The organism is Pseudomonas sp. FFPRI_1 (assembly GCF_055384485.1).
This window is the reverse complement of the sequence record NZ_AP029168.1, coordinates 58,649-78,738: the sequence shown is the minus strand read 5'-3', so window position 1 is coordinate 78,738 and position 20,090 is coordinate 58,649. Positions and strand designations below refer to the sequence as shown.

Below are 20,090 nucleotides of genomic sequence, written 5' to 3'. Positions count from 1 at the left end.
CCGCCGGCTCAGGCCAGCGGGGCCTGGAAAACCACCTTGCCAAAGCGGTTCTTGACGCTGTAACCGCTGTCGGTCACTTCGGCCGTCTTGAAGAAATCGCGGCGGTCGATCAGCCCGGGCAGATCGTTCATGCAGATCTTTTCCGCCGCCTCTGCGCCGGGCCGGGTGACCTCGCAGTACCAGGCTTCGCCGACGGTTGAATCAAGGCGTCGGAAAATGTCGAAGCGGGTTTTTCGGTCCTTGCTGCTTTTGCTCAATTTCTTGATCGGCAGGGTCAACTGGAACTGGGCCTGAGCGACGGCGTCGGCGGTGGCGTTGATCGCGTCGACCGCTTGTGCATTCTCGCCTTTGCGGGTGGCAATCGCGATCAGGTTCTGTCGCAGCAGCTCCAGCAACTGGCTGTTCTGCGTGGCAGGGTCCTGGGCCAGGAAGTGCTTGAAGTCGAAATCCTCGATGAACACGCAGGTGACGCCCAGAACGTTGTCGAACGCCTCTTCATCTCCTTGCGGTCCCAGCGCTATGGTTACCTTGCTGCTGCCGTTGACGTCGATTTTCGGCAGCAAGGCCATGAAGATTTCAGTGAGGGGGTGGCTCAGTTGGCGAAGGCGGGTGCCTACCGTGCGTGGGGCCGCATCACTTTCTTGAAGGGTCAGCATGTTGAGTGTCATGGGGTGTTCGCTGTGCGTTCTAGCGGTTGTCTGGCGTGCCGTATAGTTTCGTGTAGCCATCTCGAGTGTCAACTTGCGTCACCGGCCTCTTGTGGATGCTCGAGGGCGATTTACCGCTGTTGCGGGCACCATATTTGTCGGTGATTTTCTGCTCGGTGGCCTTGGCCTGGACCCGGGTCTTGTTCTTCTCCACGATCACCGCCTTGTAACGTCCCGGCACGGGTTTGTTGAGTGCGGCCAGCTGGGTGTTCGCCCGGGGGGAGCTGCCGTTCTTGTTCAGGGGCTGGCCGCTGATCCCCGGTTTCATCATCTTCCCTGTACGGGTATCGACGATCACATACACGTGGTTGGGCTTGGTGCTCGAGTTGCTGTTGCCATGGACTTTGCCGCCGGCGCCGCAAGGTGCCAGGCCCAGCGGGTCGATCCAGCCGAAAGGGTTGTCGGCGTAGGTATAGGCATTGATGCCACCGCCCAGGCCAATTGGATCCGGGGTGGTGAAGCGTCCGATGTCGGGGTCGTAATAGCGCAGGGTGTTGTAGTGCAGGCCGGTTTCCCGGTCCAGGTACTGACCTTGGAACCTGAGGTTCTGTTCCTCGATGTAGTAGGGCTCGCGCACCTCTTCCACGGTGTTGCCCCAGACGTGGTAGCGAGCGCGCCAGACGCTGTGACCCTGGGCTTCGGTCAGCTGTTCGGGTTGGCCGTTGAGGTCATTGTGGTAATAACGGACCTTTTGCGCGCCAGCCTCGCCGTCAACGCGGGCCAGGGGCTCGTATTCGTTCTCGTCGCTGTAGATATACAGGCTGCTCTGGGAGTGCTTGTGCTCTTGCAGCAGGCGCATGCCTTCCCAGGTGAAGCGGGTGTCGCCCAGGGGATAACCCTGCGGATCATGGACGCTTTTAAGGATGCGTCGCCCCAGTGGGTCGTAGCTCATCTGCACCCGGGTTTCACCGCCGGGGCCCTGGTTCTGAACTTCCACCAGGCGGTGTTCGGCATCGTAGCTAAAGCGCTGTACGCCTCGCTTGCCGCTGCGCTTCTCACTCAAGCGCCCGAAAGCATCGTAGCGATAGCGCTTGTCCTGATAGGTCAGCAGCAGGTTGTGGCGCACCCGCCCAGCACCTGCCTGCGGGCCGTCGAGCAGGTTGGCGGCGGCGTCGTAGGCGAAGGTTTCATTGTGCCCGTGCAGATGCCCCTGGCTGGCGATGATGCGCCCACTGGCGTCATAGCCCAGCAGGTGTTGATCCTGGCCGTTGGCGTGCCGGTCGGTACGCCCGATCAGCTGGTCGCCGGGGTCGAATTCGAAGTGGCGCTGGGCGCTGGGTGCCAGTGCCGCGAGTGTTTGTGCCGGGCGCCTGACCCGCGAGCGCAAGCGACCGCAACGGTCGTATTCGCTGTGGGTGCTGATCTGCCCCTGGGTGCGCAACACTTCGCGATGCAGGCGGTCGCGCTCGAAATCACTGATCACCAGGCCGTCAAGATTGATCTGGTGCAGGTGGCCACTGCCGTAATACAGCCGGTTCAGTTGGCGGCCGTCCGGCAGGCGGGTCTGGATCAGGTTGTCGAGTTCGTCGTAGTGATGCTCAAGACTGCCCGCTGCGCTGCGTTCTTCCAGCAGGCGGCCGAGGGCATCGTAGGCGAAGCCCAACTGTTGCTGGCGCCCCAGGGTGTCGGTGAATTCTACGGCGGTCAGTTGGTCCAGCGGGTCGTAGCGGTATCGGGTCACCCCGTCGTCGGTGATCTTGGCGATCAGGCGCCCTACCGGGTCGCGCTGCAAGTGATGAATGATCGGCGCCGCAGGCGTTGATTCCGCTGCCAGCCGGTGGTCGCTGTGGGGTGTCGGCACGAACTCGATACGGGTCGGGTTGTCCAGCGGGTCATAGGCGTAGCGCCGGGCGCCGCCATCCAGGTTCTGTTGCGCGATCAGGCGATCGCCGGCATCCCAGGAAAAGCCATAGCTCTCGTCGTTTTCGTTGGTCAGGGCCAGCAGGCGCCTGTAGCTGTCGTAGCTGAAGCCGACACGCCGGCCCAGGGCGTCGGTACGCTGCTGGACCTGGCCGCGAGTGTTGTACTGGTAGCCCGTGGCATGGCCGGCGGGGTCGATGTAGGCGGTCAACTGGCCGCTGGCATCACGCTGGAAGCGTTCTATGCGGCCGTCCGGCAGTTGGCTTTGCAGTAGATAGCCATTGGTATCGTGTTCGTAGGTCTGGCGCTCGCCCAGGGCATTGGTCACCACTTGCAGGCAACCGCGACGGTCGTAGCCGAAGGTGGTGGGTAGGCCCGAGCAGTCGACATGCTTGACCAACTGCCCGGCGTCATTCCAGTGCAGGTGTTTGCTCTTGCCGCTGGCGTCGATCACTTCCACGACCAGGCCTCGGGCGTCATGGCGGTATTGGGTGACCTGGCCCAGGGGGTCGGTTTCGCGGATGCGGTTGCCCCGTTGGTCGTACGCGTAGCTCCAGCTGCTGCCTGCCGCATCGGTGTGCACCAGCGGCAGCGACCAGTGCTCCAGCCACAGGGTGGTCTCGGCACGACCCAGTGGGTCGGTGGCCGAGCACAGGTTGCCGGTCTCGTCATAGCCAAACCGGTATTGGCCGCCTTGGGGATCGGTGGCGCTCAGCAGCTGGCGCTCGTCGTTCCACTCGAACTGCCAGGCCAGGCCCAGGTTGTCGATGTATTCGGTGATCTGCTGCTGGGCGTTCCAGCGCCGCAGGCTGGTGCGCTGCAAGCCGTCGCGAATGCGCGTGGTACCGGCCTGCAAGTCATAGTCGAAGCAGTAGTCGGCGCCGTCATCGGTCCAGTGCCGGACTACCCGCCATTCGCGCTGGTCGATGCAGGCCCATTCATAGAAGCAGCGCAGGCCGGTGGGCAGCCGGTGTTCGGTCATGCGCCGGCCAGCGTCGTAGGCGAAGCACCGTTGCAGCTGGGCATTGGCGTCGTGCACCGCGGCCAAGTCACCCTGGGCATCGTAGTCGTAGCGCACCAGTAGCTCGCGCTGTTGGTCGGCGTAGAGGCGCTCGATGCACGCCACTCGCCGTGGCCAGGTGGCGCTGTAGGTCAGCGCGATCCGAGTCAGTTCGTGTGCATCGTGCAGGCCGCTGATGCGCCCCGATTCGTCGTAGTCGATATGGATGCGGTTGTCATTGCGGTCCCCCAGCAAGCCGAGACGCAACCTCGACGGTTGGGCCGGGCTCGGTTCGAACAGGCGATACAGGCCATCTTCGCTTTCGATCAGCAAGCGCCCATCGGCGTTGTGCTTCACGCTCAGCCCTTCCCCCGGGCAGAACACGGCAGCGCCCGGGGCAACCCAGCCCATGTCGATACGCCGGCCCTGCTCGTCGCAGTAGATCAGGCGCTGGGTACCCTCGTGGGTGTCGATCTCCACGCTGATTTCATAGGGCACGCTCCAGCCCGCGCCGAACAGCCCGTCGCGGCGCAGGTCATGGCTGTTGTAGAAACGCTGCCAGTCGATGGGCAGGAGGCCGGGGAGCACGAAATCCAGGTCCTCGTCGTCCCCCAGCACCTTGGCCCCGGTCGCCGCGTGCACCGGGTTCGGCGAGCCGGCGATGGCCCGGGTCAGGGCGTTGGTCGCCTGGCCCACGACAAAGGAGTTGACCCCCGCCATCAGCATGCACGGCAGGTTGCTGAGGAATTTGCCCTTGCCGCCCTTGAGCATCATCAGCACGCTCACCGCCAGGCCCACCCCCGGGGTCTTGCCGCTGCGGATCTCGCGCACCACCACCGAGCCGCCGCCGATGGTCACGTCGGGGGAGATCGGGCCGGCGGACACCACCTTGGCGTCGCAGGTGCTGCGATCACCGCTGCGCACCGCGGGCTGGCCCTCGATGCTGACCTTTTCCGAACCCTCGGCCAGGTACTGCAAGGGCATCGGCGGGTGCTTGGTGCAGGTCACCAGGTCCTGGTCCTTGGGCTCGGAACCCGGAGCCGGGGAGGCCACGGTGGGGCGCCACATCTGCGAGAAGAACGCCTTGGCCATGTCGAGGAATCCCGCGTCCTCCTGTGGAGTCGCCGAGGGCGTGTCAGTCGCCTCGCCTTCCTCGGCGCCGTCGCCGCTGATCCGCGACGGCGGCGCAGTGCCGGCGGCGCGGGCCGCCGGTTTGTGGTTGGTCAGGACCTTGGTCGAGCCACTGGCGATGGTGGCCTGGATCGAGGGCGGGAAGAGGGCGTTGCCGATGTCCTCGCATAATCCGCTGAGTTTCTTGTCGGCCCCGGTCTTGCTCATCACCACGCCGACCACCACGCCCACCACCAGCCCCAGCACGCAGGCGCCAAGGCCACCGGTGGCCACGGTGATCCCGGCTGCCGCGGCCACCGCCATGGTCGCCAGGGCGCCGATGGCCACGTTGGCCGCCACCTCGAGCACACCGCCGAGGATGTCGGCCATCATCGAGGTGTGTTCCAGCCCGTCGCCCAGCCGAGCGGCCCACAAGGCGTCAGACATGGCTCAACCCAGGACCAGGGTGTTCTTGATCTGTGCCCAATGGGCGGCCTCGGCGTCGCCGAGTTGCTGCGCCTTGACGTAGCTCATGGCGAGCATCTGCCGGGTGCCGGGCAGCACCAGGGCCAGTTGGTACTGGAATACCCGCTCGCTGCCCTTGCTGAACTGGCTGCGCAACTCCTGGCCGGGGATGTCCCGGGCTGGGCCCAGCAGCACCGCTTGCGGTGCCTGGTAGCGCAGTTCCTGGACTTGTTGCTCGAGCCGCTGCAGCTGGCTGGCCAGGCTGCTTTCCAGGGTCTCGCCGTCGGCCAGCAGGCTGCGGCTGACGATCAGCGAGGTCCCCAGTGCCGGGAACTTGAGGATGTTGATTGAGGCATCCTGCAATTCACTGGCGGGCAGTTGGAAGTGCATTTCGTTGAGGCGGTAAGTCATGGTGCAAGCATCCGGTTACTGGCCTGTGGCCGTGGGGAAGGCGGCTTTCACCTGGGCGCTGATGGCGCCCTGTACACCCTGGCCCTCGGTGGTGGTATCCGGACCGCCGCCGTTGTTCAGGTGCAGCACGCCGCCGGTGTTGATCTGCGCGTCGCTGGAGGCATGAACACTGATGTTGACCCCACACAGGTTGATCTGGCCGCTGGCGTTGAGCTCCAGGATGCTGGCCCCGCACACCAGGCGCAGGCGCTCGCCGACCTCGATCACATAGCTCTGGCCGACGCTGTCGAGCTTCTTCTCGCCGACCCGCAGTTCATCCACATGCTGGACGATCCGCGTGCGCTTGTTGCCGATGGTCACGTACTCGTCGTGGCCGATGCTCTTGTTGCGATTGTTGCCCACCGAATGGCTTTCGTTGACCTCGACCACGATGTCCTGGTTGCGCTCGGCGTGGATGTACAGCTGCTCCGCGCCCTTTTTGTCCTCCATACGGATTTCGTTGAAGTTGGCCGGGCTGCCGCCCTTGCTCGAACGACTCTTCATCCCGCTCTGGGTGGCGTTGGCCGGCAGGTCGTAGGGCACGCTCTGCTCGGCGTTGTACACCCGGCCGGTGATGATCGGGCGGTCGGGATCGCCTTCCAGGAAGCTGACGATGACTTCCTGGCCGATGCGCGGAATCTGCATCGAGCCCCAGTTCTTGCCGGCCCAGGCCTGGGACACGCGAATCCAGCAGGAGCTGTTTTCGTTGGACTGGTCGTGGCGGTCCCAGTGGAAGTGCACCTTGACCCGGCCGTACTGGTCGGTCCAGATTTCCTCGCCGGACGGGCCTACCACCCGCGCGGTCTGTGGGCCCTGGACCATGGGCTTGTGGGTGCTGGCCAGGGGCCGGAAGCTCTGCTGGGCGTCGATGCAGGTCAGGCTGCTTTCAAATTGCGCCGAACCGCCGCCGGCGCCGCTTTCCAGGCTTTCCTGGACCAGGTAGTAGCGGATGCCGACGATCAGGTATTCGCGGTTCTGGTCCTGGCGGCTGAAGCCACTGAGGGTGAACAGGTTGCCCACCCCCAGACCCCGGGCGTTGCCGCTGAACTCGATGCGCTCATGCAGGCTTTGCAGCGCTTGGATGCGGGTCTGGGCATAGTGCTCGCCGTCGCTGCTCTGCACGTAGGTGCCGGGGTAGTCGTACAGCGGGTAGTCGCCGGCGGTGTGCGGGCGCGGCATGGCCGAGCGCACATCGATCCGCGCACTGGGGCGCTGGAAGTCGTAGTCGTTGAGTTCAAGAGAGCCGGGCTGCACCTCCTGGGCCAGGTGCCAGTCGAACATGTGGTCGCGTTCGCGCTGTTGTTCGTCCCGCGGGTAGTAGGGCACCGAGGCGTAGCCCGGCACGCTGCTGTGGGCACCGTAGGCGTCGGCCAGCACCAGCACGTGGCGGCCCTTTTCGTGGCGGAAGAAGTAGTAGATGCCTTCCTGCTCCATCAACCGGCTGACGAAATCGAAGCTGGTCTCGCGGTACTGCACGCAGTATTCCCACTCGCGGTAGGGGCGGCTCAGCGCATCTTCGAAGTCGGAAAACCCCAGGTCGCGAAACACCTGCTTGATGATCTGCGGGATGCTCAGGTTCTGGAAAATCCGGCAATCGGAGGTGCGGCTCAGCAGCCACAGCCAGGGCCGCAGCGTCACTTGATAGCTGGCGAACTGGCCGCTGTCGATGTTCTGGCTGCAACGGGCGACGATGCCGTGGAAATGGCGCTGGCCGCCGCCATCCAGCTGCACGCTCAAGCCCATGGGCTTGCCCAGCAACTGGTTGAGGTCGATGCTGGCGTCGCTGGAGGTCAGTTGCAGCTGGTAGTCGAACAGGCGTCCCAGTTCCTCGCCGCCACTCATGCTCTTGAGCAGCAGGACGTCAGGTCCCAGGGGGCAGTTGACCTGTGCCAGTCGTGTGGATTGCTGAAATAACATCATCAGTCTCGTTGAATGCGTGGTGTGCCTGGCCGGCCCCCGGTAGGAGCGAGCTTGCTCGCGAAGGCGCCAGGTTCGTCACCGTGGCGGGCGCTTCGCCGGCAAGCCGGCTCCTGCAGAGGCGCGGGGTCAGGTCGGCTCGCTGAAGTCGTAGTGCAGCTCATTGTCGCGCTGGCTGATGCGTACCCCGGCCAGGGCACGGCCTTCGAGCATGCGGGTCAGGAACTCGCGGCTCATGTCCGGCAGCAGGCTGTTGGTGAGGATGGTGTCGATCATGCGGCCGCCGCTTTCGGTCTCGGTGCAACGGGACACGATCAGATCGATCACCTGGTCATCGAAATCGAAACCCACCTTGTGGGTGCTTTCCACGCGCTTCTTGATCCGCCCCAGTTGCAGGCGGGTAATGGCCTTGAGCATGTCGTCGCTCAGCGGGTAGTAAGGGATGGTCACCAGGCGCCCCAGCAGCGCCGGTGGGAAGATCTCCAGCAATGGCTGGCGCAGGGCCTTGGCGATCTCTTCCGGCTCGGGCACGTCCTGGGGGTTCTTGCAGACGTTGGCGATCAGCTCGGTGCCGGCGTTGGTGGTGAGCAGGATCAGGGTGTTCTTGAAGTCGATCGTACGGCCTTCGCCGTCTTCCATGACGCCCTTGTCGAACACCTGGAAGAAGATCTCGTGCACGTCCGGGTGGGCTTTTTCCACCTCGTCCAGCAGCACCACGCTGTAGGGCTTGCGCCGTACCGCTTCGGTGAGCACGCCGCCTTCGCCATAACCCACGTAGCCCGGCGGGGCGCCCTTGAGGGTGGACACGGTGTGGGCTTCCTGGAACTCGCTCATGTTGATGGTGATGACGTTCTGCTCACCGCCATACATGGCTTCGGCCAGGGCCAGGGCGGTTTCGGTCTTGCCCACCCCGGAGGTGCCCGCCAGCATGAACACGCCGATCGGCTTGTTCGGGTTGTCGAGGCCGGCACGGGAGGTCTGGATGCGCTTGGCGATCATCTGCAGGGCGTGGTCCTGGCCGATGATGCGCTTCTTCAGGTGCTGGTCGAGGTTGAGCACTGTTTCCAGTTCGTTGCGGGCCATGCGGCCCACGGGGATGCCGGTCCAGTCGGCGACCACCGAGGCCACCGCCTGGTAGTCCACGGTCGGCAGGATCAGCGGGTTTTCACCCTGCAGGGCGCTCAGGCGCTGTTGCAGGTCCACCAGTTTCTCCCGCAGGCCGTGGCTGGCGTCGCCGGCATCACTGTCCACCACGCCGACCTGCTCGCGCAGTTGGGCGCGGGTGGCCAGCAGCTCGTCCACCAGGGTCTTCTCCTGGGCCCAGCGGTCTTCCAGTTCGGCCAGGCGCTCGCGCTCGGCGGCCAGCAGGTTCTCGCTGTTGACCTGGCGGTTGCCGATCGCCACGCCGATCGCCAGTTCCCGGGCGATGATCTGCAGCTCGGTTTCCAGGGCCTCGATGCGTCGGCGGCTGTCATCCACTTCGGCCGGCACCGCGTGCAGGCTGATGGCGACCCGGGCACAGGCGGTGTCCAGCAGGCTCACCGACTTGTCCGGCAACTGGCGCGCCGGGATGTAGCGGTGGGACAGCTTGACCGAGGCTTCCAGGGCTTCGTCGAGGATCTGCACCTGGTGGTGCTGCTCCATGGTCGAGGCCACGCCGCGCATCATCAACAGGGCCTTGTCTTCCGACGGCTCGGCCACTTGCACCACCTGGAAGCGCCGGGTCAGCGCTGGGTCCTTCTCGATGTGCTTCTTGTACTCGGCCCAGGTGGTGGCGGCCACGGTGCGCAGGGTGCCACGGGCCAGGGCCGGCTTGAGCAGGTTGGCCGCGTCGCCGGTGCCGGCGGCGCCACCGGCCCCCACCAGGGTGTGGGCTTCGTCGATGAACAGGATGATCGGCTTGGGCGAAGCCTGGACGTCCTCGATGACCTGGCGCAGGCGCTGTTCGAACTCGCCCTTCATGCTGGCGCCGGCCTGCAGCAGGCCGACGTCGAGGCTGCGCAGTTCGACGTCCTTGAGCGCCGGCGGCACGTCGCCGGCGACGATGCGCAGGGCGAAGCCTTCCACCACCGCGGTCTTGCCCACCCCGGCCTCACCGGTGAGGATCGGGTTGTTCTGCCGGCGGCGCATGAGGATGTCGACCAACTGGCGGATCTCTTCGTCGCGGCCGACGATCGGGTCGAGCTTGCCGCTGCGGGCCTGCTCGGTGAGGTCGACGGTGAAGCGCTTGAGGGCTTCCTGCTTGCCCAGGGCGCTGGGGGCCATGGCGCCGCTGGCTTCGCCGGGCACTGCGCCGGCATTGAAGCCGTCGCTGGCGCTCAGGGCGTTTTCCGGCGAGTCGCCGACGTATTCGTCAAAGCGCTCGCTCAGGGCCTCGACCTTGATCTTGTCGAACTCCCGGGACAGGCCCAGCAGCGCGTGGCGCAGGCTCGGGGTCTTGAGGAGGCCGATCACCAGGTAGCCGGTGCGCACCTGGCTTTCGCCGAACATCAGGCTGCCGTAGACCCAGCCGCGCTCCACCGCTTCCTCGACGTGGGACGACAGGTCGGTGATCGAGGTCGAGCCCCGGGGCAGGCGGTCCAGGGCCTCGGTCAGGTCCTTGGCCAGGCGCGCCGGCTCCAGGTTGAACTGGCGGATGATGCGGTGCAGGTCAGAGTCCTGCAGCTGCAGCAACTGGTGAAACCAGTGGGCCAGTTCCACATAGGGATTGCCCCGCAGTTTGCAGAAGACCGTGGCGGCCTCGATGGCTTTGTAGGCAACGCTGTTGAGCTTGCCGAACAGTGCCGCGCGACTGATTTCACCCATGCTCTGTGCTCCTTGGTGTACGTGAGGTAGTGGCCTGATCGGCGTAGTGCCGGGCCAGTATTAGATCCTTGGCATCACTGCCGGGTTGGCCGAGCCAGGTGTTGAAGCCCAGGCGCTGGCGGCCGTTGAGTTGCAGCCTGGGCACTTCGTCCTTGAGCAGGACCAGGTTCAGGTCCCAGTCCAGTTCGTGCCCCAGGTATTCGGCGACCCAGGCCACCAGCTCCTTGAACTGCTGACCGTCGGGCAGCATGCCCAGGTAGTCGTCGAGCTTGAGCGGACCCAGGCAGATGCGGAATTTGTGCTGGCGGTCCCAGACGTGGCTGCCCAGGCAGAAATCCACCCCCAGTTGGTGTGCCTGGACCCCGACCCGGCTGCGCTCCGGCAGTTCCAGCCACTGGCCGACGTACTCCTCGATCGCCACCGGCAGGCCGAAATACTCGCTGATGATCGCCCGTAGGCCGTCGGGGTAGCGGGTCTGGGCCGCGAGATGGCCGCTGTAATGCAGCTTGGCGGTGTCGGCTATCAGCCCCTGCTTGAGCAGGCTGGGCATGCCTCGGCCACTCAGGGCCGCCAGCCGCGCCGACCAGTAGTCGTCGTCCGGGCGGTCATGGCTGACGGTCGGCCGGGCCTCGGCCCAGGCCCGGTAGAACAGGCTCAGCAGGCGGTGGTGGAAGACATCGAGAAAGCGCTTGCTGGTGCTGTCGGCGTTGTTGCGCTGGCGCTCGCGCACGTATTCGGTGAGGTGCAGCGGCAGCGGTCCGTTGGGCCCGCCGAGGCCGAAGAAGAACTGCTCCAGGCGGGTGCTGGCGCCCTCGTTGCCGGGGGTGACCGAGGCCAGGGTGGCGGGGGCGAAGGTGCAGTCGGCCTGTTGCCCCAGGCGCAAGGGATCGTCCGCCAGGCGCAGGGAGTGCCCGAAGCGCGGCAGTTGCGGCGACAGGCATTCGATACGCCGCAGGGCCTGGAAGAAGTCGTACTCCCAGGGCTCGGCGTGCATCGCCGCCAGCGTATTCAAAGAGTCGGACGACGTCCGGGCTTGGCTTTCCATCGCATGATCTCGCCGCGTTCGGTGGTACGGATCACCGTCTCGGTAAAACTGTTGATCGACACGTAGCGTGCCAGGAAGCGCTCGAACACGGCGCCGAGCAGGAACACCCCGGTGCCGCGAAACGCGTTTTCATCGAATTCCAGGGTGATCTCCAGGCCACGGCCGAAGACGATCGGCCCGGGCATTGGCAGGCGTCGGGTCACCGCCTTGCTGCTGACTTCGCGCAGGCCTTCGATCTGCAGCTGCAGGGCCGCGTCGTTGCTGTCGCCGTACAGCCGCAGCAGCTCGCGCAGGGCCGCCGCGCCCTGGCCCTGTTCGCTCAGGGACAGGTAGTTCAGCGACAGCTGGCTGATCAGCCGCCAGGCCTTGCCGTCGTGGGCATGGCTGGGGCGCGGCCGGCTCGGGCCGGCCAGGCAGCGAATGGCCTGCACTGGGGCGCTGTCGGCCAGGGTGAAGTCGGTCTTGCCGTTGCCCACGTTCATGAACAGCGGCAGGTCGCGGTTGGTGCACAGGGCGCTGACCCCGAGCTGGCGCAGGTCGTGGCGGTAGGGCGCCTGCTGGCTGTCCACCAGGCTGACGAAGGATTCGCTGCCGATGTAGGTGGAGCGCGGACCGTTGCGCCGCTGGTCGCTGGACAGCACCCGTGGCTCGCGGCGGACGATGTGGTAGGCCTGGTCGCGGCCGTAGCGCGACGGATCGCGTACCGCGTAGAACGGCAGGAACGGTTGCTCGGGGCCGGTGCCATGGCCGCTGATGGCGGTCAGCGAATGCACCTCGAAATCCATCGGCCGGGTGCGGTCGGCGATCACATGGTGTTCGTTGACCCGGTCGGACAGGTGGATGCGATCCAGGCGCTTGGGAAACAGGTTGATCGCCGGGGTGCAAAAGGGCACGAACTGGGACGCAGCGACACTGCTTTCCAGGCTCTGCTCGAAGCGCTCGAAGAGCACGATCAGCTCCAGCTCCTGGCCGGCGCAACGCTGTACCGCACGGCTCAGCTGGGTGAACTCGACGAACAGGAAACGGTTGGGCAGGGCGAAGTATTCCTGCAGCAGGCGGTAGCCCTGGAAAGCCTGGGGCACCACCGGCAGGGCCGCATCGCGATCGTCGAAACCCCGGGAGCGCAGGGCGTCCAGGGGCAGGCGTTCGACCCAGTCGCCACCCGGGGCCCGGGCAAAGATCGCGCAGGCATTGCCCAGCAGTTGCTCGTAGAGGCGGAACGGCTGTTCGTCGTTGCCATTGAGGTACAGCGGCAACTCATCCAGGGCCAGGCTGTTGAATGGCAGCTCGGCGCCGGTGCGCAGGGTCAGGCGCAACCCGGCCTTGGCCTTGGGTTCGCTGGCGGCCAGGCGCCCGAGCACGGCCGCTGGGTTGCCGAAGTAGTCGGCCTGGCTGACCTGCAGCGGCCACAACGTCACCGCGTGGGCGGTGCGGTACTCGCAGCAGGTCTGGGTGTCGCGGCTCAGGGCGGCGCGCAGGCTGGTGCCGCGCTCCAGGGTGAAGCCGCTGCTCAGGGAGCCTTCGTCGGGATCGGCCTGCAGCTGCACCACGGTCATCGATGGGGTCGGCGCCAGGTAGTGCGGGTAGGCGATCTCCAGCAGGTTATGGGTGAAGGTCGGGTACTCGGCGTCGAGCTTGAGCTGCACCCGCGCGGTGAGGTAGGCAAAGCCTTCCAGCAGGCGCTCGACATAGGGGTCGGCGCAATCCATGCCCGACAGGGTCAGGCGGCTGGCGATCTTCGGGTATTCCTTGGCGAACTCCGCGGCGCTCTCGCGCACGTGGTGCAGTTCCTGGTTGTACAGCTCCAAGAGGCGCGGGTTCATGAGCGCCTCCGGGAGTCGGCATGGACCACTCGCACATGGCCCGATTCCAGGTCCATGTCGGTTTGCAGCAGCAGGCGCAGGGGCATCGGCTGGGCCCACAGATCGCCCTCGATCTCGAAACTCAGGGCGTTGTGGTTCATCTCGCCGGGGGCGGTGCGGGCACGCACCCGCAGGCTGCTGCGCAGGATTCGCGGTTCAAAGGTGGCGATGGCCTGATGGATCAGCGCCTCCAGGGCCGGGATATCGATGCTCGAGGCGCTGTACCCGGCCAGGGCCGGCAGGCCGTAGTTGACCACCGAGGTGCCGGCGGGGGTGTGCAGGGTGGCGTCGGCTTCCAGCAAGGACGTGGTGTTCAGTAGCCAGGCGAGGTCGCGCAGCACTGAAGCCTTGAGCTGGCTCAGAGAGAGCACGCGCTTGTCCGGACTTTCTTTCAGGTTGCCGGGTTCATCGTCGGTCAGACGATCCAGTAAAGAGGGTTGCAAGCGATCGCGGGCGGCGATGTCGGTTACCAAAGGGTTCGCTCCAGGATCGGATTGCGCAGGCATGACGTCAGGAAAAGGGGCATTGCCACAGACTCGACAACGCTCAGACCTGTAGCCGCTGCCACAGGCGGCGAGTGCCGTCTGTGGCGCGACCGCAGCGGATTAGCGCTTGGTGTTCGAGCGGATGTTCCAGCCGTACTTGATCGGGCCGCCGTCCTTGGTGCCGTCGGCTTTCTGCGGCTGGTACTCGACCATCACCTGAGCGAAGTTCAGGGTGATGTTTTCGGTCAGGCGATCATCGCTGCCCGAGCCGCCGGTGCTCAGGGAGGTGATCAGTACTTCTTCCAGGTCGATGATCATGTACTCGACCTGGCTTTCGCCGCCGGCCTTGCGCACGGTCAGGCGCACCTTGTCGATGTGCTTGCCGCTGGAGCAATGCATCATCAGGTTCGGCGAGGCCTTGTCGACGTACTTGGTCAGCGACAGGTCCTGGATGTTCACCTTGCCCGCGCCGCCGCCACCACCAACGTGCATGTTGCCGGACTGGGACATGCCCCAGCTCCAGTTCAGTACGTCGATTTCGTCCTTGTGGGCTTTGTCCATGGACTCGCCCTTGATGTCACCGATCTTGATGAAAATATCAACAGCCATGTTTTCTCCCTGTGTGGCCCTTGCCACGATGTTTCGTATATGAACCTGTAGGAGCCGGCTTGCCGGCGATGGTCGTCAACGATGGCGCCAGGCGCCCTTGAGTGCATCGCCGGCAAGCCGGCTCCCACGCGGGTTAGACGCCCTTGGCGGACGGCAACTTCGAGACCAGCCGCAGCGACACGGTCAGCCCTTCGAGCTGGTAGTGCGGACGCAGGAAGAACTTGGAGTTGTAGTAGCCAGGGTTGCCTTCGACTTCCTCGACCACCACCTCCGCCGCGGCCAGCGGGTGCTGGGCCTTGGTGGTTTCGGTGGAGTGCGCCGGGTCACCGTCGACGTAGTTGAGGATCCAGTCCTGCAGCCAGCGCTGCATTTCGTCCTTCTCTTTGAAGGAGCCGATCTTGTCGCGCACGATGCACTTCAAGTAGTGAGCGAAGCGGCAGGTGGCGAACAGGTACGGCAGGCGCGCGGCCAGGTTGGCGTTGGCGGTGGCGTCCGGGTCGTCGTATTCGGCCGGCTTCTGCAGCGACTGGGCACCGATGAAGGCGGCGAAGTCGGTGTTCTTCTTGTGCAGCAGCGGCATGAAGCCGTTCTTCGCCAGTTCCGCTTCGCGGCGGTCGGAGATGGCGATCTCGGTCGGGCACTTCATGTCCACGCCACCGTCGTCGGTGGGGAAGGTGTGGGCCGGGAGGTTTTCCACCTCGCCACCGGACTCCACGCCGCGGATCCGCGAGCACCAGCCGAAATGCTTGAACGAGCGGTTGATGTTCACCGCCATGGCGTAGGCGGCGTTGGCCCAGGTGTACTTGGAGCTGTCGGCGCCGTCGGTGTTCTCTTCGAAGGCGAAGGCTTCCACCGGGTCGGTCTTGGCGCCATAGGGCAGGCGCGCGAGGAAGCGCGGCATGGTCAGGCCGATGTAGCGCGAGTCTTCCGATTCACGCAGGGAGCGCCAGCCGGCGTATTCCGGGGTGGTGAAGATCTTGGTCAGGTCGCGGGGGTTGGACAGCTCCTGCCACGAGCCCATGCCCATCACGGTCGGCGAGGCCGCGGCGATGAACGGGGAGTGCATGGCGGCGCAGACTTTCGACAGCTCGCCCAGCAGCTCGACATCCGGTGGCGACTGGTCGAAGTAGTAGTCGCCCACCAGGCAGCCGTAAGGCTCGCCGCCGAACTGGCCGTATTCCTCTTCGTACATCTTCTTGAACATCGGGCTCTGGTCCCAGGCCGTGCCCTTGAACTTCTTCAAGGTCTTGTGCAACTCCGGCTTGGAGATGTTCAGGACGCGGATCTTCAGCTGCTCGTCGGTCTCGGTGTTGTTGACCAGGTAGTGCAGGCCGCGCCAGGCGCTTTCCAGCTTCTGGAATTCCGGGTGATGGATCACCTGGTTGACCTGGGCGGTGAGCTTGGCGTCGATGGCGGCAATGATCGATTCGATCGACTTGATCGCATCGTTGGACACCAGGTCGGTCTGCGCCAGGGCCTGCTCGGCCAGGGTACGCACCGCGGTTTCCACGGCTTCGCGGGCACGCTCGGTCTTGGGCTTGAATTCTTGCAGCAGCAGCGAGGCGAACTCGTTGGCCTGCTCGGTGGCGGCGGGTTGCGCCTGATTGTCACGCATCGATTCGGTCATGATCGTTGGTCCTGATTAAGCGTTGGGCTCGGAGTCCACAGGCTTTGGCGCACTCGCCAGGGCCTGGAGCAACGCCGGATCCTTGATGGCTTTCATGATGATTTCTTCAGCACCGGTCTTGCCGTCCATGTAGGTCAGCAGGTTGGCCAGCTGGGTACGGGCTTCCAGCAACTGGTTCAGCGAGTCGACCTTGCGCGCCACGGCTGCCGGGCTGAAGTCGTCCATGCTTTCGAAGGTGATGTCCAGGCTCAGGTTGCCTTCGCCGGTCAGTTCGTTGGGCACGTGGAAGGCCACTCGCGGCTGCATGGCCTTGAGACGCGAGTCGAAGTTGTCGACGTCGATTTCCAGGAACTTGCGATCAGCCACGGCCGCCAGGGGCTCGGCGGGCTTGCCGGCAAGATCGGCCATCACGCCCATGACGAAGGGCAGCTGGACCTTTTTCTCGGCGCCGTAGAGTTCGACGTCGTACTCGATCTGCACCCGGGGCGCGCGGTTGCGCGCGATGAACTTTTGAGAACTTTGCTTCGCCACGTTGTGCTCCTGGTCGCTGCTGCGACGATGTTGGCGTCGGTCGGTGGTTGCCGCTGACGATACTGTTCGGCCTGTCCCGGGTTAGTCGGATTCGGGGCCGCGCAGGTTTTCAAATTGGGACATGCCGTCGGGAATCAGGTTGCGCACGATGGCCGCGAAGTCGGCGTTGACCAGGTTCTTGGCCCGGTTGAGCAATACCGGCAGCGGGCTCGAAGGCTCGTGCCGGCTGTAGTAGGCCAGTAGCCGGTCGAGGCTGCGCAGCACGTCGTCGCGACTGTTGATCTCGCCGGACACCCGCACCGCAGCCGGGGCCACAGGGGCGCCTGGGGCTTCGTCTGGCGGCGTTTCGTGGTGCTCGTCGACGGGGATGTCGGCCCCCTGGGAGGCGCCTTGGCCCAGTACCTGCAGCGCCAGGCGCAGAGGCTGCTTGAGGGCCGCAAGGTCGACGCCGCTGGCCGAGCCCACTTGTTCGCTGACCTGTTTCTCGATGGATTCGGCTGCCGAGCGGGCGGTGCTCAAGGCGGTGCGAATGGCTTCCAGGTGCTGGGGATCACTGTCTTGCAGGGCGCCGGCGAGGTGGTCGGAACCCAGGCTCTCGCCGGAAAAGTGTTGCAGCCCGGCGGCGTTCAGGGCCGCGCGCAGGCTGACCGGGCCGAAGGTTCGGGAACGGGTCAGGATGGCTTCGCGCAGCAGGCCGATGGTGGTGTCCGAGACCAGGCCGGCCAGGGCGTTGATGCGCACCGTGGGGTCGTTGTCGTCGTCGGCGTCCAGGCGCGGATGCAGGTCCGCCCAGTAATCGCGGAGCAGGCCGTCGATCAGTTCGAGGCTGGTGGCCAGGCCCGGCAGGCCTTCGAGGGCCAGGGTGCTTTGCAGGAGGAAATGGGTGATGCGCAGGTCTTTGCTGCGGGCCAGCAAGTCCAGGCTCAGTTGCTGGATGCTGCGCCAGTCCGGCGGCTCGGCCGGCAGGATCGAGTCGCCCATGCTGCGCTCGGGCTGACCTTGTGCGGCCCGCTCCAAGTGCAAGAAATCCGCGTCATACTCCAAGTCTTCACCACAAGGTGAAGTTGCTGAAATGGCGGCGAGCAACATCGGTACATCCACCTGATTCGATCTCCCTATCGGCCTGCAGGACAGTCAGGCAATTAATGCGCTAGTTGATTTGTGAACCCGCGCACATTTCTTGGTTTATATGGACTCACTGATATTAGTAAGCCATCATCCGTGTTCAAGAAGTTGTGCATTTTTGGTGTAGTAGTTATGCCTTGTCAAGGTAAGCTATTCGTCCCGCATGACAGTGTAATGTCGTCTTGTTAGCTCTCTGACCGAGAAGTCAGACTTGAGGCGGGGCGCAAGGCGATTGTCATTTTTATCGTTTAAATTAAGCGATTATGCTGTGAACAGCGCCGTTGAAAGGATTATTTGCGAATTTATCGGTTGAACGCGGAACTTTTTTCCTGACGCCGGTTCGCACGCGAAGTACAGCTAAGGAGGCGCGATGTCGCTGTGTCTGACTATCACTAGTTATCACAAGATTACCCCCGGCCAGTGCCCTGAGAAACTAATGGATCAGGGAGTGATGGCAATTGGCCGCAGTTCCGATAATGACTGGGTACTTCCTGATCCCGAGCGCTTAGTTTCCGCTCGTCATTGCGTCATCCAATACCGGGATGGTCGTTATTATTTGACCGATAACAGCACTAATGGTGTGGAGTTGGTCCGTGCCGGCATTCGCATGCGCCGGGGTAACAGCGAGCTGCTGGAAGATGGCGAGGTTATTCGCATCGGCGATTATGAAATCAGTGCGCGCATCGATTTCAATCTGAGTCGTGCGCAGGCTGAAGCCTTTTCCGGGGACAGCGCCAACAGTTTCGAGGCGCTGATGGGGCGTCAATCGGCGCCGCCGACCCCGATCGAACCGATCTCCCTGGCGCCCGTGGCGCATTTTCAGGGGGCTTCGGCCCAGGACACTTTTCCCGACCTGTTCGACTTTCTTGCACCGAGCGCGACCCCGCCGGCCACCCAGCCAGACCACGTGCCGGCCGAGCAGCACGATTTCCGTCCCCCGGCGCCGACGGCGGTGCCGCAGCCTGTACCCCAGCCTGCGCCGCAGCCGCTGGCGGCACCTGCCGCCTCGGTGATCCCGGAAGACTGGGACCTGTTTGGCGACACGCCACCCCGTTCCGCGCCGTTTTCCGAGGCGCCGCCTGTCGCACCTCGCGCTGCGCTGCCGCTGGCCGAGGTGGCCCAGTTCCCGGCCGAAATGTTGCAACCGCAACCGCAACCGCAACCGCAACCGCAGCCCCAGCCCCAGCCCGAACCGGTAGCGGTTGCAGAGGTTCCTGTCGCCGTGGTCGCCTCCGCTCCAGTGGCTCCAGTGGCTCCGGCTGCGGCTCCCGCGGCTCCCGCTGCGGTCGCTGCCGTGGCTGCGCCAGCCACGGCGGCCCAGCCTGATCTGCTGCAAGCCTTTCTTCGGGGGGCCGGGCTGGACCAACTGCGGATCGACCCGCAGCAGGCCCAGGCCCAGATGGAGAACCTGGGCCGTAGCTACCGGCTGATGGTCGAAGGCCTGATCGACGTCCTGCGTGCCCGCAGCAGTCTCAAGGGCGAGTTCCGCATGCAGCAGACGATGATCCGCCCGGTGGAGAACAATCCGCTGAAGTTCGCCCCCAACGTCGACGAAGCCATGCTCCTGCTGCTGCGCCACAGCAATCAGGCGTTCATGGCCCCGGACCAGGCGGTGCAGGACAGTTTCGATGACTTGCGAGCCCACCAGTTGGCGGTCATGGCCGGTGTGGAAGCCGCGATCAAGCATTTGCTGGGGCGCTTCGAACCGGGCGAGCTGGAAGCGCGCATGAGCAAGCCCGGCGGCCTGGGGAACCTGTTCAGTGGTTCGCGCCAGGCACAAAACTGGCAGCAGTTCACCGCGCTCTACAAGCAGATTTCCCAAGAGGCCCAGGATGATTTCCAGGACCTCTTCGGCCGCGAGTTCAGTCGCGCCTATGAAGAGCACACCCACCGGCTGCGCCGTTCCTGAGCGCGCCTGGAACCCCCGACACACGGATACACGGACAGCTAATACGTCATTGAGGACGCAGGATGATTCAACGATTGCTGACATTGGTCGCCATGCTGGTACTGGCGGCGTGTGCCAAGGACGCACCGCCCGCTGCCGAGGCCGCCAGGGAAGGGCCTGGAGCCACCACGGTGGAGCTGGATTTTCTCGCCGTGACCGGGCTCAACCCGGGACCTGACGGTCAGGCTACGCCAGTGCGAGTACGGCTCTTCGAGCTGAAGAACCCGGCGACCTTCATGCGTTCGGACTACTTCGCCCTGGCCGAGCGGGCGCAGGCGACCCTGGGCCCGGACCTGATCGACCAGGATGAAGTCCTGGTGCGGCCTGGTGATCGCTTCACCCTCAAGCGCACCCTCGATCCGGCGACTCGCACCCTCGGCCTGCTGGTGGGCTATCGCGAGGTCGACCAGGCGCTGTGGCGGGTCGGGGTCTACGCCGTGCCGCACAAGCTCAACCGATCGCAGATCGTCCTCGATGTTCGCTCGGTCAGCGCCGAACTCGTGGAATCCCCATCCAGCCCTGCCCAATAGGCAATCGGAGCAAC

The 20,090-nt window shown here is 64.8% G+C and carries 14 protein-coding genes; 2 read left to right on the top strand and 12 right to left on the bottom strand.

All coding sequences use genetic code 11. From position 1 onward, the window contains the following. Positions 1 to 8 precede the first annotated feature (8 nt). The 12 genes from ACZ5BO_RS00335 to tssA all read right to left on the bottom strand — a co-directional run bounded on the left by ACZ5BO_RS00335 (position 9) and on the right by tssA (position 17,574). A complete protein-coding gene (locus ACZ5BO_RS00335; RefSeq protein ID WP_464697637.1) occupies positions 9 to 740 on the bottom strand; it encodes a hypothetical protein in 732 nt (243 codons plus the stop codon). After that, positions 688 to 5,124 (bottom strand): RHS repeat-associated core domain-containing protein, encoded by a 4,437-nt coding sequence (locus ACZ5BO_RS00330; protein ID WP_464697635.1) that lies wholly within the window; start codon positions 5,122 to 5,124, stop codon positions 688 to 690. The genes ACZ5BO_RS00335 and ACZ5BO_RS00330 overlap by 53 nt, the downstream gene beginning before the upstream one ends. Positions 5,125 to 5,127: 3 nt before the next feature. Continuing rightward, positions 5,128 to 5,553: a DcrB-related protein gene (locus tag ACZ5BO_RS00325; protein WP_025130785.1), complete on the bottom strand. Its 426-nt coding sequence runs from the start codon at positions 5,551 to 5,553 to the stop codon at positions 5,128 to 5,130. A gap of 15 nt (positions 5,554 to 5,568) precedes the next feature. Continuing rightward, complete coding sequence (locus tag ACZ5BO_RS00320; protein WP_464697632.1) at positions 5,569 to 7,509, bottom strand: type VI secretion system Vgr family protein; 1,941 nt, start codon at positions 7,507 to 7,509, stop codon at positions 5,569 to 5,571. 129 nt (positions 7,510 to 7,638) lie between these two features. Next, on the bottom strand, positions 7,639 to 10,314 hold the full coding sequence (tssH, locus tag ACZ5BO_RS00315) for a type VI secretion system ATPase TssH (RefSeq protein ID WP_025130787.1): 2,676 nt from the start codon (positions 10,312 to 10,314) through the stop codon (positions 7,639 to 7,641). Then, complete coding sequence (gene tssG / locus ACZ5BO_RS00310; RefSeq protein ID WP_025130788.1) at positions 10,307 to 11,359, bottom strand: type VI secretion system baseplate subunit TssG; 1,053 nt, start codon at positions 11,357 to 11,359, stop codon at positions 10,307 to 10,309. The genes tssH and tssG overlap by 8 nt, the downstream gene beginning before the upstream one ends. Continuing rightward, entirely contained in the window at positions 11,323 to 13,182 is a 1,860-nt protein-coding gene (gene tssF, locus ACZ5BO_RS00305) for a type VI secretion system baseplate subunit TssF (protein ID WP_464697630.1), read from the bottom strand. Before tssF ends, tssG begins: the two co-directional genes overlap by 37 nt. Further along, on the bottom strand, positions 13,179 to 13,694 hold the full coding sequence (tssE, locus tag ACZ5BO_RS00300) for a type VI secretion system baseplate subunit TssE (protein WP_025130790.1): 516 nt from the start codon (positions 13,692 to 13,694) through the stop codon (positions 13,179 to 13,181). Before tssE ends, tssF begins: the two co-directional genes overlap by 4 nt. Before the next feature lie 132 nt (positions 13,695 to 13,826). Beyond that, the gene (locus ACZ5BO_RS00295) at positions 13,827 to 14,315 is read right to left on the bottom strand and encodes an Hcp family type VI secretion system effector (protein WP_011064257.1); all 489 of its coding nucleotides are present in this window, start codon (positions 14,313 to 14,315) and stop codon (positions 13,827 to 13,829) included. Positions 14,316 to 14,448: 133 nt separating this feature from the next. Further along, complete coding sequence (gene tssC, locus ACZ5BO_RS00290) at positions 14,449 to 15,942, bottom strand: type VI secretion system contractile sheath large subunit (protein WP_025130791.1); 1,494 nt, start codon at positions 15,940 to 15,942, stop codon at positions 14,449 to 14,451. A gap of 15 nt (positions 15,943 to 15,957) precedes the next feature. Continuing rightward, positions 15,958 to 16,473, bottom strand: a complete 516-nt coding sequence (gene tssB / locus ACZ5BO_RS00285; RefSeq protein WP_025130792.1) for a type VI secretion system contractile sheath small subunit — start codon at positions 16,471 to 16,473, stop codon at positions 15,958 to 15,960. A gap of 81 nt (positions 16,474 to 16,554) precedes the next feature. Beyond that, the gene (gene tssA / locus ACZ5BO_RS00280; protein WP_464697626.1) at positions 16,555 to 17,574 is read right to left on the bottom strand and encodes a type VI secretion system protein TssA; all 1,020 of its coding nucleotides are present in this window, start codon (positions 17,572 to 17,574) and stop codon (positions 16,555 to 16,557) included. A 394-nt stretch (positions 17,575 to 17,968) separates the two neighbouring features. Here tssA and tagH point away from each other — a divergent pair, with 394 nt between their 5' ends. Beyond that, positions 17,969 to 19,507 carry a type VI secretion system-associated FHA domain protein TagH gene (gene tagH, locus ACZ5BO_RS00275; RefSeq protein ID WP_464697624.1) on the top strand — a complete coding sequence of 513 codons (1,539 nt, stop codon included), beginning with the start codon at positions 17,969 to 17,971 and terminating at the stop codon, positions 19,505 to 19,507. 62 nt (positions 19,508 to 19,569) lie between these two features. Next, entirely contained in the window at positions 19,570 to 20,076 is a 507-nt protein-coding gene (gene tssJ, locus ACZ5BO_RS00270) for a type VI secretion system lipoprotein TssJ (protein WP_025130795.1), read from the top strand. Positions 20,077 to 20,090: the final 14 nt, after the last annotated feature.